The organism is Streptomyces kunmingensis (genome assembly GCF_039533535.1).
Classification (GTDB): domain Bacteria; phylum Actinomycetota; class Actinomycetes; order Streptomycetales; family Streptomycetaceae; genus Streptomyces; species Streptomyces kunmingensis.
The window spans coordinates 143,131-158,936 of the sequence record NZ_BAAATS010000001.1 but is presented as its reverse complement, the minus strand read 5'-3'; the positions used below and the strand labels follow the sequence as shown (position 1 = coordinate 158,936).

At 72.0% G+C, this 15,806-nt stretch carries 11 protein-coding genes; 2 read left to right on the top strand and 9 right to left on the bottom strand.

Features of this window, described 5'->3' with window-relative positions:
* Positions 1–22: 22 nt before the first annotated feature.
* The 3 genes from pepN to ABD366_RS00670 all read right to left on the bottom strand — a co-directional run bounded on the left by pepN (position 23) and on the right by ABD366_RS00670 (position 4,035).
* Complete coding sequence (gene pepN, locus ABD366_RS00680; RefSeq protein WP_324773979.1) at positions 23–2,629, bottom strand: aminopeptidase N; 2,607 nt, start codon at positions 2,627–2,629, stop codon at positions 23–25.
* Between the two features lie 179 nt (positions 2,630–2,808).
* Positions 2,809–3,141 carry a chorismate mutase gene (locus tag ABD366_RS00675; protein ID WP_324773977.1) on the bottom strand — a complete coding sequence of 111 codons (333 nt, stop codon included), beginning with the start codon at positions 3,139–3,141 and terminating at the stop codon, positions 2,809–2,811.
* Between the two features lie 6 nt (positions 3,142–3,147).
* Complete coding sequence (locus ABD366_RS00670) at positions 3,148–4,035, bottom strand: helix-turn-helix domain-containing protein (protein ID WP_324773975.1); 888 nt, start codon at positions 4,033–4,035, stop codon at positions 3,148–3,150.
* Positions 4,036–4,172: 137 nt separating this feature from the next.
* Between ABD366_RS00670 and ABD366_RS00665 the strand changes: the two genes are divergently transcribed.
* Positions 4,173–5,945, top strand: coding sequence for a glycoside hydrolase family 35 protein (locus ABD366_RS00665; RefSeq protein ID WP_324773973.1), 1,773 nt, complete (start codon positions 4,173–4,175; stop codon positions 5,943–5,945).
* Between the two features lie 571 nt (positions 5,946–6,516).
* Here the strand turns inward: ABD366_RS00665 and ABD366_RS00660 are convergent.
* Entirely contained in the window at positions 6,517–9,660 is a 3,144-nt protein-coding gene (locus ABD366_RS00660; protein WP_411293845.1) for an endo-alpha-N-acetylgalactosaminidase family protein, read from the bottom strand.
* Between the two features lie 274 nt (positions 9,661–9,934).
* Between ABD366_RS00660 and ABD366_RS00655 the strand changes: the two genes are divergently transcribed.
* The gene (locus tag ABD366_RS00655) at positions 9,935–10,840 is read left to right on the top strand and encodes a hypothetical protein (protein ID WP_324773971.1); all 906 of its coding nucleotides are present in this window, start codon (positions 9,935–9,937) and stop codon (positions 10,838–10,840) included.
* Positions 10,841–11,061: 221 nt separating this feature from the next.
* Here the strand turns inward: ABD366_RS00655 and ABD366_RS00650 are convergent, their stop codons facing one another.
* The 5 genes from ABD366_RS00650 to ABD366_RS00630 form a co-directional block, all read right to left on the bottom strand.
* The gene (locus ABD366_RS00650) at positions 11,062–12,006 is read right to left on the bottom strand and encodes an SDR family oxidoreductase (protein WP_324773969.1); all 945 of its coding nucleotides are present in this window, start codon (positions 12,004–12,006) and stop codon (positions 11,062–11,064) included.
* A gap of 1 nt (position 12,007) precedes the next feature.
* Entirely contained in the window at positions 12,008–12,760 is a 753-nt protein-coding gene (locus ABD366_RS00645) for an SDR family oxidoreductase (RefSeq protein ID WP_324773967.1), read from the bottom strand.
* Between the two features lie 318 nt (positions 12,761–13,078).
* Positions 13,079–14,743 carry a DEAD/DEAH box helicase gene (locus ABD366_RS00640; RefSeq protein ID WP_344440844.1) on the bottom strand — a complete coding sequence of 555 codons (1,665 nt, stop codon included), beginning with the start codon at positions 14,741–14,743 and terminating at the stop codon, positions 13,079–13,081.
* A 92-nt stretch (positions 14,744–14,835) separates the two neighbouring features.
* Complete coding sequence (locus ABD366_RS00635) at positions 14,836–15,039, bottom strand: cold-shock protein (RefSeq protein WP_005318814.1); 204 nt, start codon at positions 15,037–15,039, stop codon at positions 14,836–14,838.
* Positions 15,040–15,181: 142 nt separating this feature from the next.
* The gene (locus ABD366_RS00630) at positions 15,182–15,802 is read right to left on the bottom strand and encodes a TetR/AcrR family transcriptional regulator (RefSeq protein ID WP_324766875.1); all 621 of its coding nucleotides are present in this window, start codon (positions 15,800–15,802) and stop codon (positions 15,182–15,184) included.
* Positions 15,803–15,806: the final 4 nt, after the last annotated feature.

Genomic DNA, 15,806 nt, shown 5'->3' with positions numbered 1-15,806 from the left:
GGGGTCCGGGGGCGCCCGCGGGTCAGGACTGCTGGGCGGCCCGGACCTTCAGTGCGCGGGACAGGTCGTCGAGCTGGTCGGTGAGTTTGCGGCGCAGGGCCGGGGTGGGGGTGCCTTCGGTGAGGCACTGGTCGCCGAGGCGCAGGGTGTCCTCGTCGATGGCGTGTGCGGGGAAGGCGTGGCGGCCGGCGGCCTCGGCGATGGCGGGGCCGCGGCGTTCGGCGAGGGCGGTGGCGTCGGTGAAGTAGCGGGGTACGTAGCGGCGCACGAGATCGGTCTGTTCGGGTTGCCAGAAGCCCTGGGCGGTGGCGGTGAACAGGTAGTTGGAGAGTTCTCGGTCGGGGTCGGTGGTGAACAGGGCGTTCCAGGCGGCTTCCTTGGCCTGGGGGTCGGGCAGGGCGGCGCGGCAGCGGGCGGCGCCTTCCTGGCCGGTGGCGCTGGGGTCGTGGGCGAGTTCGGCCTCGATGACGGCGTCGTCGATGGTGCCGAGGACGCTGAGGCGGCCGAGGATGCGCCAGCGCAGCTCGGGGTCGAGTTCGGGGCCGCCGGGGACGGCGCCCGAGTCGAGCCAGCCGCGGATGGTGTCGGCGTGCTGGGCGGTGTCGATGAGGTTGCGTACGGCGGTGAGGCGCAGGCCGGGGTCGGTGCCGTCCTCGGTGCGGCGCAGCAGGTCTTCGCAGAGGGTGGTGAGGAGGGCGAGGGCGGCGGGCCGGTCGGCGGGGGTGCTGAAGCGGTCGGCGACCTGGGTGCGGGCGAAGGCGAGGACGCCTTGTACGAGGGCGAGGTCGGTCTCGGCGGCGAGGTGGGCGCCGACGGTCTCCAGGTAGGTGGCGGGCGGGAGTTCGCCGTCGCGGACCATGTCGCGCAGGGTGTTCCACAGGACGGCGCGGGTGAGGGGGTCGGGGACGCCGGAGAGGTGGCGCAGGGCGGTTTTCTCGGAGGCGGGGTCGAGGCGGATCTTGGCGTAGGTGAGGTCCTGGTCGTTGGGGACGATGAGGGCGGGGCGGGGGCCGGGGCCGGAGATCGATGTGCCGCCGGAGGCGTGGACGTCGGCTTCCAGGAGCTTGCGCCGGGTCAGTCGGTGCGGGTCGCCGGGGTCCGTGTCGTAGAGGCCGATGGCGATGCGGTGCGGGCGCCTCGATGGCGGGGAGGTGAGGGTGGTCAGGTGCTTTCGGCCGTCGCGGTCCTTGGTCGGGTCGGGGCCGCTCCACTGGCCCGGGCTGCCGGCGTTGCGCAGGTCGAGGTGGAAGGTCGTGTCGTCGGTGGCGTCGGTGACCTGGGTGGTGAGGGTGTCGATGCCGGTGGTGCGCAGCCAGGCGTCGGCCCATGCGTGGACGTCGCGGTCGGTGCCGGAGGCTCCTGAAGACAGGGAGTCGATGAAGTCGGCGAGGGTGGCGTTGGCGAACTTGTGGCGGGTGAAGTGTGTGTTGATCCCGGTGAGGAAGTCCTTCTCGCCGAGCCAGGTGACGAGTTGGCGCAGGGCGCTGGCGCCCTTGGCGTAGGAGATTCCGTCGAAGTTGAGGAGGGCGGAGGCGGTGTCCTCGACGGCTTCGGGGGCGACGGGGTGGGTGGAGGGGCGCTGGTCGGCGTCGTATCCCCAGGATTTGCGGGTGACGCCGAAGTCGACCCAGGTGTCGGTGAAGCGGGTGGCTTCGGTGAGGGTCTGGTAGCCCATGTATTCGGCGAACGACTCGTTCAGCCAGATGTCGTCCCACCATTGGAGGGTGACGAGGTCGCCGAACCACATGTGGGCCATTTCGTGGGAGATGACCATGGCGCGGGTCTGGCGCTCGGTGTCGGTGACGGCGGAGCGGTAGACGAACTCGTCGCGGAAGGTGACGAGGCCGGGGTTCTCCATCGCTCCGGCGTTGAACTCGGGGACGAACGCCTGGTCGTAGGAGTCGAAGGGGTAGGGCTCGTCGAACTTCTCGTGGTAGCGGTCGAAGCACGCGCGCGTGACGTCGAGGATTTCGTCGGCGTCGGCGTCCAGGTGGGGTGCGAGCGAGCGGCGGCAGTGCAGGCCGAAGGGCAGGCCGCGGTGCTCGGTGCGCACGGAGTGCCAGGGGCCGGCGGCGACGGCGACGAGGTAGGTGGAGATCAGCGGGGTGGTGGCGGCCTGCCACTTTCCCTCTCCGAGGTGCTCGGTGACGCTGTTGGCGAGGACGGTCCAGCCTTGTGGGGCGGTGACCGTGAGGTCGAAGAGGGCCTTCAGGTCGGGCTGGTCGAAGGCGGCGAAGACGCGCTGTACGTCTTCCATGAACAGCTGTGTGTATACGTACGCTTCGCCGTCGGTGGGGTCGGTGAAGCGGTGCATGCCCTCGCCGGTGTGCGAGTAGCGCATGGTGGCGTCGACGCGCAGCTCGTGCGGGCCTTCGGTGAGGCCGGTGAGGGGCAGCCGGTTGCCGTCGAGGGCGGCGGGGTCCAGCGGCTGTCCGTCGAGGGTGACGGAGCGCAGTTCGGCGGGTTTGAGCTCGACGAAGGTGTCGCCCGGGGTGTGGGCGGTGAACCGGATCTCGGCGTGGGAGTCGAAGGTGTCGGCGCCGGTGGTCAGGTCGAGGTCGACGGTGTATCGCTGGACGTCGATGAGCCGGGCTCGGGTCTGCGCTTCGTCGCGTGTCAGTACGGGCATGGCCCTATGTTGCCGGATGCCTTGTGCCCTGCCGGGGGCGCGGGGAACTGCGCGAGAAGCCCCGCCGGCCCGCGGGCGACAGCGCTACCTGCGTGGGCGCGCGGGTCTCGGGGCTCCGCCCCGGCCCCCGCTCCTCAATCGCCGGAGGGGCTGAATTTGCCGGACCCGCCCCCGGAGGGTCAGCGCTTGCTGTCCTCGGCGATCTGCTCGTGGTGGCGGATCACTTCGCTGATGATGAAGTTCAGGAGCTTCTCCGCGAACGCGGGGTCCAGTTTGGCGTTCTCGGCGAGCTGGCGCAGGCGTTCGATCTGGCGGGACTCGCGGGCCGGGTCCGCCGGGGGCAGCGCGTGCTGGGCCTTGAGGTGGCCGACCTGCTGGGTGCATTTGAAGCGTTCGGCGAGCATGTGGACGACGGCGGCGTCGATGTTGTCGATGCTGTCGCGGAGCCGGCCGAGTTCGGCGCGGACCGCCGGGTCGACGGCCGGCTGGGGGGCGGACGTGCTGTTGGTCATGACAGGTCACCCTACGTGGAGCATGGGTGGGTCGTCAGGGTCGGGGATCCGGTCGGACCAGCCGCCGGGTACGGCGCGGCCCTGTTGTTCGCGGAAGCGGACGGGTGCGGTGCCGACGCGGCGGGTGAACAGGCGGGAGAAGTAGGCGGGGTCGTCGTAGCCGACGCGGCGGGCGACGGCGGCGACGGGGAGTTCGGTGGCGGCGAGGAGCTCTTTGGCGCGGCCCAGGCGGATGCCGAGGAGGTAGTCCTTGGGGCTGCAGCCGGCGCCTCTACGGACGGCGGTGCGCAGTTCGGCGGGGGTCATGCCGTGCCGGGCGGCGTGTTCGGCGACGGACAGGGGCCGGAAGGCGTCGCGGGCGAGGGCGTGCAGGACGGGGTCGCCGTCGGGGGCCATGTCGGCGCGGGCGCGGCGCAGGGCGACGAGGAGTTCGTGGACGGCGGCGCCGGTCTCCACTTCGAGGAGGGGGTTGCCGCGGCGGGCGGCGCGGGCGATGCGGCCGACGGCGGCGCGGGCCGGGGCGGCGTCGGAGAGGGCGACGAGGGGCCGGTCGGGTTCGATGTAGCCGAGTTCGGTGTACGTGGTGGTGGCGGGGCCGGTGAAGTCGACGAAGCATTCGTCCCAGCCGGTGTCGGGGTCGGCTCCGTAGTGGTGGGGGCGGCCGGGGGTGAGCCAGAGGAGGGCGGGGGCGGTGACGGGGGTCCGGCGGCCGTCGTCGTCCTGGAACCAGCCGCTGCCGGCGGTGATGACGACGGCGACGTGGTGGTCGAGGGTGCGGGGGCCGACGGTCGGCAGCAGTCCGTGCTGGAGTCCCACGCCGAGGCAGACCAGGCCGAGGCGGTGGTGGACCGGGCTGGGTGTGAAGTACCGCATCCAGGTGTGGTACGTGGACATGTGTCCCCTCCCGTGGTGTTTCGTGCGGGCGTCCCCGTCCAACATCAGCCGATCTTTGTCCATGGACCCCGTCGCCCGCCAGAGGTGAAGGTGGCGGCCGGTAGGTGAGGCGCCTATCAGGCACGGAGGAGCACGGGATGGCCGAGTTCAGGGTGGGCGAGGACGACTTCGAGGTGGACGGGCGGCCTGTGCGGCTGCTGTCGGGGGCCTTGCATTACTTCCGGGTGCACGAGGAGCAGTGGGCGCACCGGTTGCGGATGCTGAGGGCGATGGGCCTGAACTGTGTGGAGACGTACGTCCCGTGGAACCTGCATGAGCCGCGTCCCGGTGAGGTGCGGGATGTGGCGGCGGTGGGCCGTTTCCTGGACGCGGCGCGGGAGGCGGGGCTCTGGGTGATCGCCCGGCCCGGCCCTTACATGTGTGCGGAGTGGGAGAACGGGGGGCTGCCGCACTGGGTGACGGGTCCCTTGGGGGCGCGGATCCGTACGCGGGATGCGGAGTTTCTGGGGTGTGTGGAGCGCTGGTTCCGGGTGTTGATGCCGCACATTGTGGAGCGGCAGATCGACCGGGGCGGTCCCGTGATCATGGTGCAGGTGGAGAACGAGTACGGGAGTTACGGCTCGGACGCGGTCTACTTGCGGGCTGTTGCCGACCTTCTTGTCGAGCTCGGTGTGACAGTGCCGCTGTTCACGTCGGACGGCCCGGAGGACCACATGCTGACGGGCGGCTCGATTCCGGGCATCCTGGCGACGGCGAATTTCGGCTCCCACGCGCGTGAGGCGTTCGCGACGCTGCGCGAGCACCGCCCGAAGGGGCCGCTGATGTGCATGGAGTTCTGGTGCGGCTGGTTCGACCACTGGGGCGCCGAGCATGTCGTACGGGATCCGCGGGACGCGGCGCGGGCGCTGCGGGAGATCCTGGAGTGCGGGGCGTCGGTCAACCTGTACATGGCGCACGGCGGGACGAGTTTCGGGGGCTGGGCGGGGGCGAACCGGGGCGGGCCGTTGCATGACGGGCCGTTGGAGCCGGATGTCACGTCGTACGACTATGACGCGCCGATCGACGAGTTCGGGCGCCCCACGGAGAAGTTCTGGCTCTTCCGGGAGGTTCTCGGCGGGTACGCGCGTCAGCCGCTGCCCGAGGTGCCGGAGCCGCCGGCGGTCCTGTCCGGGCCGGTGACGGCCCGGCTGAGCGCTTTCACGCCGCTGGAGGGTGTGCTGGAGGCGCTGGGCGGGCCGGAGTCGGAGCATGCGGTGCCGCCGTCGTTCGAGGAGCTGGACGTGGACCGGGGTCTGGTGCGGTACGCGGTGACCGTGCCGGGGCCGCGGGCGCCGTATCCACTGCGGGCGAGCGGGTTGCGGGACCTCGCCGTCGTGTACGTCGACGGGGAGCGGGCCGGGGTCCTCACGGAGGAGGAGCCGGTGCTGGCGGAGCCGGTGGGCGGGCACGCGCGCGTGGAGCTGTGGGTGGAGTCGCTCGGCCGGGTCAACTACGGGCCGCGTACGGGTGAGCCGAAGGGGATCACGGGCGGGCTGCTGCACGAGCGGCAGTATCTGCACGGGGTGCGGGCGCGGGGGTTGCGCCTGGACGCGTTCACGCCTGCGGCGGTGGCGGGGTTGTCGTCCGGGGAGCCGGGCGGGGCGGGGCCCGGTCTGTACCGGGGTTCGTTCGAGGTGGCCGGGGTCGGGGACGCGGGTCTCGAACTGCCCGGGTGGGGGCGGGGGTTCGTGTGGGTGAACGGCTTCTGCCTGGGCCGGTACTGGGCTGCTGGGCCGCAGGGTTCGCTGTATGTACCCGGGCCGGTGTTGCGGCGCGGCGCCAACGAGATCTGGGTCCTGGAGCTGGACCGCCCCGGCCCCTCCCCCGTACGGCTCGCCTCGGGCGGCGGCGCGCAATCTTGCAAGGGGTGACTTGGCGTCGGCCTGGGAGATCTTGTGCGGGGTGACTTGGCGTCGGCCCGGGGGGTCTTATGCGGGGTGACTTGGCGTCGGCCCGGGGGGCTTGTGCGGGGTGACTTGGCGTCGGCCCGGGGGGCGGGTTTTGTGCGGGGTGGCTGGGTGTCGGCCGGGTGCCGGATCGTGTGCCGGGTGGCTGTGCGGTGGCGGGTGCGGCACGGTGGGGCTTCTCGCGCAGTTCCCCGCGCCCCTGAAGCATGCGGCTCCGCCGCAGCTTCAGAGGGCGCGTCTCCTGAGGGCCCCGCTCACGCAGCCCTGCGAGGGCCCCTCTCGCGACAGCCTGTGAGGGCGCGTATCGGGCCAGCCTGTGAGGGCGCGTCTCCCAAAGCCCTGTGAGAGCCCGTCTCGCGCAGGCTTGCGAGGGTGCGCCTCCCGCAGCCCCGCGGGCCGCACCCGCGCGCCCCCGAGATGGCGCACGCAGTGCGCATCTCAGGGGCGCGGGGAACTGCGCGACCAGCCCCCACCGGACCCGCAGACGAACAACGCAGCGCCAAGCCACCCGGGCCCAGGTCCAGGGCCCAGGCGGTCAGGGCATGGCCACCTCGGTCACTTCGAACGCGTCGAGGGTGAACTCCGCGGTGCCGTCGTCGCCCACCTTCCGCAACCCCACCCACACATCCCCCCGCACGGGCGCCGCGAACTCGTACTCCAGCAGCGTGGGGGCCACGGCCACGGGCAGGTCCTGGCGGCCGAGTTCCCGGGGCGCGGGGTCGTCGACCCCGGTGATCCAGGCGTACTGGCCCGCGAGCTCACACTCGTACCGCAAGCGCACGCGATACCGCTTGCCGGGGACGAAGCGGACGGTGTGCGGGACCGTACGGTGGACGAGGCCGGTGTTCTCGCCGCGTGACTTCAGGGACTGGGTGCCGTCGATGACGTCATCGATCGTCTTGCCGTTCCAGCCGCGCTGCGTGAAGGGGGCGTGGCGCTGGGCGATGTGGGTGCGGGGGTCGGTGGAGCCGCCCGCGTCGCCCTTCACGAAGGGGCCCCAGCCCTGCGGCACGTGCTCGAAGTCCTCGGCGGCGAGAACGCCTTGGGGAAGGGCCGGGCGGGTGGCCCGCACGATGCGTACGTTGTCGAAGCGGACGCGGGCCGGTCCGGCGGCGGCGCGCAGGGTGAGGGTGGTGGGGCCGCCGCCCTCGGGGACGGTGAAGTACGTGAACATGCGTTGGAAGCGGGTGCCGTGCTTGCGGTCGGCGGCCACGTAGTTGACGGCGGTCGAGGTGTCCGTCCAGTTGGTAGCGGTGACGCCGTCGGCGGTACGTACTTCCAGGGAGGCTTTGCGGCGCTGGCCGGCCGTGGCGCCGACCTCGACCTGGACGGAGGCGGCGTAGGTGCCGGGCGCGAGTCGGGTGAGGCGTTGCGCGACGGTGGCGGCGGCGCCGGGGGCGATGACGAGTTCGTGGTCGCCGAGGTCGCTTCGTTCGACGGACGCGGGGCCCGCGACCTGCCAGCTGCGCAATGAACCGGAGTGGAAGCCGGGGTCGCGCAGCGCGGTGCCCTGCCCCCAGCCGGGGTCGCGGTCCAGGTCGGTGCGGCGCCGGTAGAGGACGTACGGCTGGTCGGCGTCGGCCTCGAGCGTGACCTGCCCGCTGGAGACGGGTACGTGGGTGACGAAGACGCGGCCCTGGTCGGTGAGCCGGTACAGGGCGACGCGGGAGAGGCCCGCCCACGCGCGTGGGAGGCGCCAACTGCTGGTGCCACCGGCCGGGTTGTAGTGGTACAGCTTCGCCGGGTCGGTGGCCTTGCGGGGCTCCCAGGGCAGCAGGTAGGCGCCGTCGTCGTAGACGAGGCGGCCGTCGGTGGTGATGCGCCGGGTGCCGGTGGCGTCGCTGACGCTGGTGCGGGTGGCGCCGGAGAAGGTGATCTCGTGCTCGTCCCACGTCGTGATCGGCTGTGCCTGGAGGTATTTGGCGGGCAGCGAGTGGGTCCAGATGAGGCGGTAGAAGGTGGTCCAGTCGGTCTTTCCGGTCCAGCCTTCGTAGTTGCCCATGCGGGCGACGCCGAGGAGGGTGGGCCATTTGTCGGCGAAGACGTCCTTCTGGTGGTGCCGGACGAAGCGGATCAGGCGGGAGTTGATGCCGCGGGAGGTGTCGGGGCCGTAGTCGGTCTCGGTGGCCCAGTGTGACCAGAGCGAGGACCGTTCGAAGCCGTGGCCCCATTCGGACGTGACGTTCCAGCCCTGGTCGCGGAAGGTGCGCTGGAGGCGGTCGGAGGTCCAGCCCGACTCGCGGAACACGTCGATGTAGAGCGTGTTCAGGGCGGGGTGGGCGTCGCGGCGCAGGTCGGCGAAGCGCTTGATGATGTCACCGGAGACCAGGTCGCGGCGCTGGTCGATGCGGTAGCTCTGGTCGAGCCAGTCCCATTGTTTGTTCGTCTTGTCGACGAGGGTCTCTGAGAAGGCGTTCGCGACGGGGTAGGACTCGGTGGCGTTGACGTGCACGCCGAAGTCGCTGTTCCACTTGCTGCCTTCGCGGACCAGGGTGTTGAGGTCGTCGAGGCCGCCCGCGCGCGTGTTGTAGTTCCCGGCGTAGTCGGGGTGCGCGGAGTCGTGGCCCTCGGACTGGTAGCCCTTGAGGAGCGTGTACTGGCGCAGGCCGTCGGTGGCGAGGTGGATGCGTTTGACCTCGTCGAGGGTGGCGAGGAACGGGTTGGTGGCCTGTGAGGCGAAGTTGAACGGGATGTGCGGGACGACCCGCAGGTGCTGTTCGTCGGCGCCGCGCGGGGTGACGGCGATGTCCCTGAAGGCGATCGCGGCGTCCTGCCAGTCGACGACGCCGTCACCGTTCCGGTCCCCGGTGATGATCACCGTGGCGTACGGGAGGGGTTCGGTGGCGTCGACGGGGGCGGTGGCCGCCCGGTGGGTCCATTGGCCGGGGACGAGGCGGGCCTCGGTGCGGCCGTCGGCAGCGCGGACGGTCTCGCGCCAGAGCCGGCCGTTCTCCCAGCTGCTGGCGCTGTCCGGCTTGTCGTAGACGGTGTTGGTCTCGACGGCGCCGCCGAGCGTGTCGTGGGCGACGACGGCGTAGGCGCAGCCGGAGGGGGTCTCGGCGGGGCTGTCGGCCTTCGGCCGGACGAGGGTGTCGCCGCTCTTGGCCTTGTCGAGCTGCACCTTCGCGGCGAGCAGCGCGGCGCCGGGCTGGTCGCTGCGCACGGAAAGCAGTGCGAGTCCGGGGATGCGCAGGGTGCCGACGCGCAGGGCGGCCGTGTCGCGGATGCGGGTGACGCGCCAGTGGACGCGGTCGCCTTCGACGGTGATGCGTACGTCGATGGTGGAGGGCAGGTCGGTTGTCGTGGCACCGGGGCCGGTAAGGGTGAGCCGGTAGTCGGCGTGGCCGGTGCCGGTCGTGGCCGTCACCTTCGGGGTGTGCGCGACGCCGTCGACGAGGACGGTGGTGACCGGGTCGGGCTGGGCGTGCAGGACGGCGCCGGTGGCACGGTCGGTGTAGGAGACGACGGCCGGGAAGCCGGTGGCGACGCGGACCTCGAGGTCCGGGGAGCGGAGCACGGCGGTGCCCGGGGTGTTGGCGGCGGTGGCGGCGCCGGTGAGGCCGAGCGTCATGGTCGTGCCCGCCGCGGCCCCGGCGGCGGCGACGACGGTCCTGCGGCTGGGGCCCTTGGGCTCCGTCGACGGGTCGGCGGGCGGCAGCGCCCTGCCGGTCGCGGACATCGGGTGGCCGGTGGGCGGCATCGGCTGGCCTTTGGGGGGCACGGCGCACTCCTTCTCACGGCGGTTCGGGGTGTCGATCACGATGCGCCGCGTGGGGCGAGGGAGCCCATGGACAAAGAAGGGACAGGTGTTGGACTAACGGACGCGGGGCGGCCGTCGCGTCCCACCGGAAGGGGACTGGCGCCGAGGGCGGGCGACGGCCTTACTCTGGAGGCGCCGGGACCGGGGGCGGGCCCCGGGAGTACGCGGCCCGGCGGCCCCAGGGGGTGCGCGCGTGGCGAACGGCGGACCGGTGGTGCACGGCTATCCGCATCTGGAGACCGTGCGGTCGGCGATCACCGCGCTGTACAGGCGTCTCTCGTACGACACGGTGCACACGTTCGCGACGAGTGTCGCCCCGGCCGACGTGGCTTTCGGCGACCAGGACGACCTGCACCTGGGAGCGCAGCGCGTGGCGCGTGAACTGGTGCGGCACTACCACCTGCCGGACGCCCGCATGATCATCGGGTTCCGGGAGATGGAGCACGCGGCGAGCGTGGAACTGGCCGCGGGGCCCGAGTACTTCATCGAGCTGAACGACCGGTTCCGTACGCATCGCCGGGACATCGGGGCGGCTCTCGCGCACGAGGTCATGCATGTGTATCTGCACCGCCTCGACCTGTCGTTCCCGGGGACGCGGGACAACGAGATCCTGACCGACACCGCCGCGACGTATCTGGGCGCGGGCTGGCTGCTGCTCGACGCGTACCGGGAGGACGCGGCGTCGTCGCAGAAGCTGGGGTATCTGACGCCGGAGGAGTTCGGGTACGTACTGGCGAAGCGGTCGCTGGCGTTCGGGGAGGCGCCGGAGACGTGGTTCACCAGCGCGCAGGCGTACACGGCGTACACCAAGGGCCTTGCGCAGGCGCGCCGCGACGAGCAGCAGCCGCCGCTCACGGCGGCGGGCTGGGCGGGCCGGCGCCGGTATGCGAAGGACCGCCGATACGCGCAGGACCACGGGGCGCGCGGACCCGCGCCGGCGGGCCCGTACTCGTTCTCGGCGGACGGGCCGCAGGGGCGGTCGGGGCTACGGGTGGCGTTCCCCTGCCCGACGTGCCATCAGCGGATCCGGGTGCCCGTGCGCGGGCGGGTGCGCGCGCGGTGCGGGCTGTGCCGCACGGTTCTGGAGTGCGATACGTAGATCCGGCGCCGGCCCCCTCTCCTGCGCCCCGAGACGCTTACGTCCCGTAAACGCTTACGTCCCGTAAACGCTTACGTCCCGTAAACGCTTACGCCCGTAGACGCTTACGCCCGTAGACGCTTGCGTCCCGTAGACGCACATGCCCCGTAGTCGCACACACGTCGTAGTCGCTTACGCCCCGCAGACGCTTACGCCCGTAGACGCACACGCCCCATAGTCGCTTACGCCCCGTAGACACCCCCGGGCGCCTCGGCCCGCTCCAGCAACTCCCGTACCGCGCTGCCCGCCCCCTCCGGAGTCCACCGTTCCGCCTTGTCGACGGTCGGGCCGGGCCGCCAGCCCGCCATCACCGTGATCCGGCCGCCCTCGACCTCGAAGACCCGTCCCGTGGCCCCGGCGCAGGCTGCTCCGGATCCGAGCCAGACGACCAGCGGCGACACGTTCTCCGGTGCCATCGCGTCGAATCCGCCGCTCGTCGGGGCCGCCATCGTCTCGGCGAACGTGGCCTCGGTCATCCGGGTCCGCGCGGCCGGCGCGATCGCGTTGACCTGCACCCCGTAGCGCGCCAGTTCCGCCGCGGCCACCAGCGTCAGACCCAGGATCCCGGCCTTCGCGGCGCTGTAGTTGCCCTGCCCGACGGAGCCCAACAGGCCTGCCCCGGATGTGGTGTTGACGACCCGGGCCGTCACCGTACGCCCCGCCTTCGCCTCCGCCCGCCAGTACGCCGCGGCATGCTTCAGCGGCAGGAAGTGGCCTTTGAGGTGCACCCGCATCACGGCGTCCCAGTCGTCCTCGGCCAGGTTCACCAGCATCCGGTCGCGCAGGAATCCCGCGTTGTTGACCAGCGTGTCGAGCCGCCCGAAGGTGTCGACGGCCGTGTCGACGAGGGACGCGGCGCCGTCCGAGGTGGCGATGTCGCCCCCGTGGGCCACGGCCTCGCCGCCCGACTGCCTTATCTCTCGCACGACTTGAGCCGCGGGGCTGTCGGGTGCGGGCGCGCCGTCGAGGCCCACCCCGAGGTCGTTCACGACGACCTTCGCGCCTTCGGCGGCGTAGGCGAGGGCGTGGGCGCGCCCCAGTCCGCGGCCGGCGCCGGTGACGGCCACCACCCGTCCCTCGCACAATCCCCCGCCGCCACCGGGCTCCGACTCCGCCGTCCGCTTCATCTCATGCCTCCTTGTTGGCCGTTGCCGCGTCCAGGAACGCGGGGCGCTCGCCGCCGCCGTGCACGAGCAGGCTCGCCCCGGTGATGTACGACGCCGCGTCCGATGCCAGGAACACGGCGGCCTCGCCGATCTCGCGGGGTTCGGCGAGGCGGCCCAGCGGCACCGTCGCGCCGACCGCCGCGATGCCGTCGTCGTCGCCGTAGTGCAGGGCGGAGAGTTCCGTGCGGACCATGCCGAGCACGAGGGTATTGACCCGGATGTCCGGCGCCCACTCCACTGCCATGGACCGTGCCAGGTTCTCCAGGCCGGCCTTCGCGGCCCCGTACGCCGCCGAGCCGGGCGAGGGGCGTGTCCCGCTGACGCTGCCGATCATCACGATCGAGCCGCGCGCTGCGGCGAGTTGTCCGCGGGCGGCGAGGGAGGCGGTCAGCGGTGCCGTCAGATTCAGTTCGATCACGCGCGCGTGCCGTTCGGCGTCCGTGCCGCCGAGCAGCCGGTACGGGGTACCGCCGGCGTTGTTCACCAGTACGTCCACCCGGTCGAGCCCCGCGAACAGCTCGCGCACGGCTGTCGCGTCCCGCAGGTCCAGGGGCATGAACTCGCAGCCGTGCAGGGGGACTTCGGGGGGCCGTCGGGCACACACCACGACCCGCGCGCCGGCCCGGGCGAACCCGGCCGCGATCCCGGCGCCCACTCCCCTGGTCCCACCCGTGACGACGGCGACCCTCCCGCTCAGGTCCGGCCCGTGACTCACGAGGCCTCCTCCCGACGATGCCCGACCACGCCTGACCATGCCTGACGATGTCCGACCATGCCCGGCGACTCCCGGTGGCTCCCGGCGACGCCCGCCCAACACCACCAAACAAACGTTTGGTGAAGGATCACGGTAACGGACGCCTCCGCCCACCGCCACCACCCGCGCACAGCACGGGTCGGTGCTCGGTAGTCGACCGGCCGACCGGCCGACCGGCCACCGACCACCGACCACCGACCACCGAGCCGATACGCAAAGAGCCTGCGTCCCTCCCCCACCGGGGACGGGACGCAGGCTCCTGGAAGTTGCGCGAAGTGGCTAGGCCGCAGCCTGGCGCGGGCCCCGCGGGCCGTGGCCGCGTCGGTTGCCGCCGGTCGCGGCACCGTTCGCCGCGCCGGTGCCCGAGCGACGTCGGCCGCCGGCCGCACCCGCACCCGCGCCCTGCGAAGAACGCTGACCACCCTGCGCGGAACGCTGACCACCCTGGGCCGAGCGCTGGCCACCTTGCGAAGAGCGCTGACCGCCCTGCGAGGAGCGCTGGCCCTCGCCACCCGCGGCGCGCCCTGCGCCACCGGAGCCCGGGCCGCTGCCGCGCGAGCGGCGCGAACGGCGCGGCTTGGCGGCGGCGGCCGGTGCGGCCTGCTCGGGGACGGAGATGGTGACGGCCACGCCGGAGGGCTCGCGCGCCCCGGTGATCGTCACCAGTTCCTCGTCGGTGGAGCGGACCTGGGTGGTGCGGGGCTGCACCTTGGCGTCCCGCATGAGCCGCTGCACGTCACGCTTCTGCTCGGGGAGCACGAGCGTGACGACGCTGCCGGACTCGCCGGCGCGGGCGGTACGGCCGCCGCGGTGCAGGTAGTCCTTGTGCTCGGTGGGCGGGTCGACGTTGACGACCAGGCCGAGGTCGTCGACGTGGATGCCGCGCGCCGCGACGTTCGTGGCGACGAGTGCGGTGACCCGGCCGTCCTTGAACTGCTCCAGGGTGCGGTTGCGCTGCGGCTGGCTGCGGCCGCCGTGCAGCGGCGCGGCGAGCACGCCGCTCGCGAGGAGCCGCTTGGCGAGCCGGTCGGCGGAGCGCTTGGTGTCGACGAAGAGGATGACGCGGCCTTCGCGGGCGGCGATGCGCGCGGTGACGGCCTTCTTCTCGGTCTCGTCGAGGACGTGCAGGACGTGGTGCTCCATCGTGGTGACGGCGCCCGCGGACGGGTCGACGGAGTGCACGACGGGGTCGGTGAGGAACTGCTTGACGAGCCGGTCCACGTTCCGGTCGAGCGTCGCCGAGAAGAGCATGGTCTGACCGCCGGGCGCGACCTGCTTGAGCAGCGCGGTGACCTGCGGCATGAAGCCCATGTCGGCCATCTGGTCGGCCTCGTCGAGGACGGTGATCCGGACCTGGCCGAGGGCGCAGTCGCCGCGCTCGATGAGGTCCTTCAGTCGGCCGGGGGTGGCGACGACGACCTCGGCGCCACGGCGCAGCTGGCCGGCCTGGCGGGAGATCGACATGCCGCCGACGACGGTGGCCATCCGCAGGTGCAGCGAGGTGGCGTACGGGGTGAGGGCGTCGGTGACCTGCTGGGCGAGTTCGCGCGTGGGGACGAGCACGAGGGCCAGCGGGGTGCGCGGCTCGGCCTTGGCACCGGCGGTGCGGGCGAGCATCGAGAGGCCGAAGGCGAGGGTCTTGCCGGAGCCGGTGCGGCCGCGGCCGAGGAGGTCACGTCCGGCGAGCGAGTTGGGCAGCGTCGCGGCCTGGATCGGGAACGGCGCGGTGACGCCCTGCGCGCCGAGGGTCTTCAGCAGGGCGGCGGGCATGTCGAGTTCGTCGAAGGTCTCGACCGGGGGCAGCGCGGGAGTGGTGTTCTCCGGCATGGTGAACTCGCGTGGCGGCGTGGGCTGTTGCCTGCGCTGCTGCTCGGGGGCGCGCCGCGCTCCTGCTGCTGCGGGGCGGGGACTGCGACGGCGGGACGGGCGGGCTGAGCTGGCCATGCGGCATGCCTTCCGGGGACTCCGGGGGGTGGGGACAGCATGAGCCGGGGCCCGCACCGTGAAGGTGCGGGCCCCGGCCCGGTGATGCTGGATCAGGCGGGGAGGATGTTCTCCGCCTGCGGGCCCTTCTGGCCCTGGGTGACGTCGAAGGTCACCTTCTGGCCTTCCTGGAGCTCGCGGAAGCCCGAGGTGGCGATGTTCGAGTAGTGAGCGAAGACATCAGCGCCGCCGCCGTCCTGCTCGATGAAGCCGAAGCCCTTTTCCGAGTTGAACCACTTCACGGTACCGGTGGCCATGTAATTCTCCTTGAAACAGGTAGCAGCCCCCCATTCCGAGAACGCCCCGGCAAAACAATAATGCGCCTGAGGAGGTTTCCGTCAGGCGCACATAAAGTCTATGGGTACCAAAACTGCAACACGCTGATCTTAGCACGCGTACTCACCGGGCCGCGAGTCCGTCCAGGACCATGGCCAGATACTGGCGCGCGATCTCCTCCGGGCTGTGGTGTCCGCCGGGCCGGTACCAGGACGCGGCGACCCATACGGTGTCGCGTACGAACCGGTAGGCGAGGCGGAGGTCGAGGTCCGCGCGGAACACCTGGCCGGCGACCCCGCGCTCCAGTGTGGTGAGCCATGTCTCCTCGAAGCGGCGCTGGGACTCGGCGAGGAACTCGAAGCGCTCGAGGCCGGCGAGCTGCCTGGCCTCCTTCTGGTAGATCGCGACGGCGGGGCGGTGCCGGTCGATCTCCCGGAAGGATTCGGTGACGAGGGCCTCCAGGGTCTGCCGGGGGCCGAGCTGTGCGTCGAGCACGGTGTCGTAGCCGGCCCACAGCTCGTCGAGGAAGGTCCGCAGGATCTCTTCCAGCATCGATTCCTTGGAGTCGAAGTGGTAGTAGAGGCTGCCGGCGAGCAGGCCCGCCTCGTCGGCGATCCTGCGGACGGTGGTGGCGTTGTAGCCCTGGGCGGCGAAGACCTCGGCGGCGGTCGCGAGGAGTTCGCGGCGCCGCTCGTCCGGGGTGGCCTGGACCTTCTTCACCTGGGGCTGCTTCTTCGTAGGCACGTCC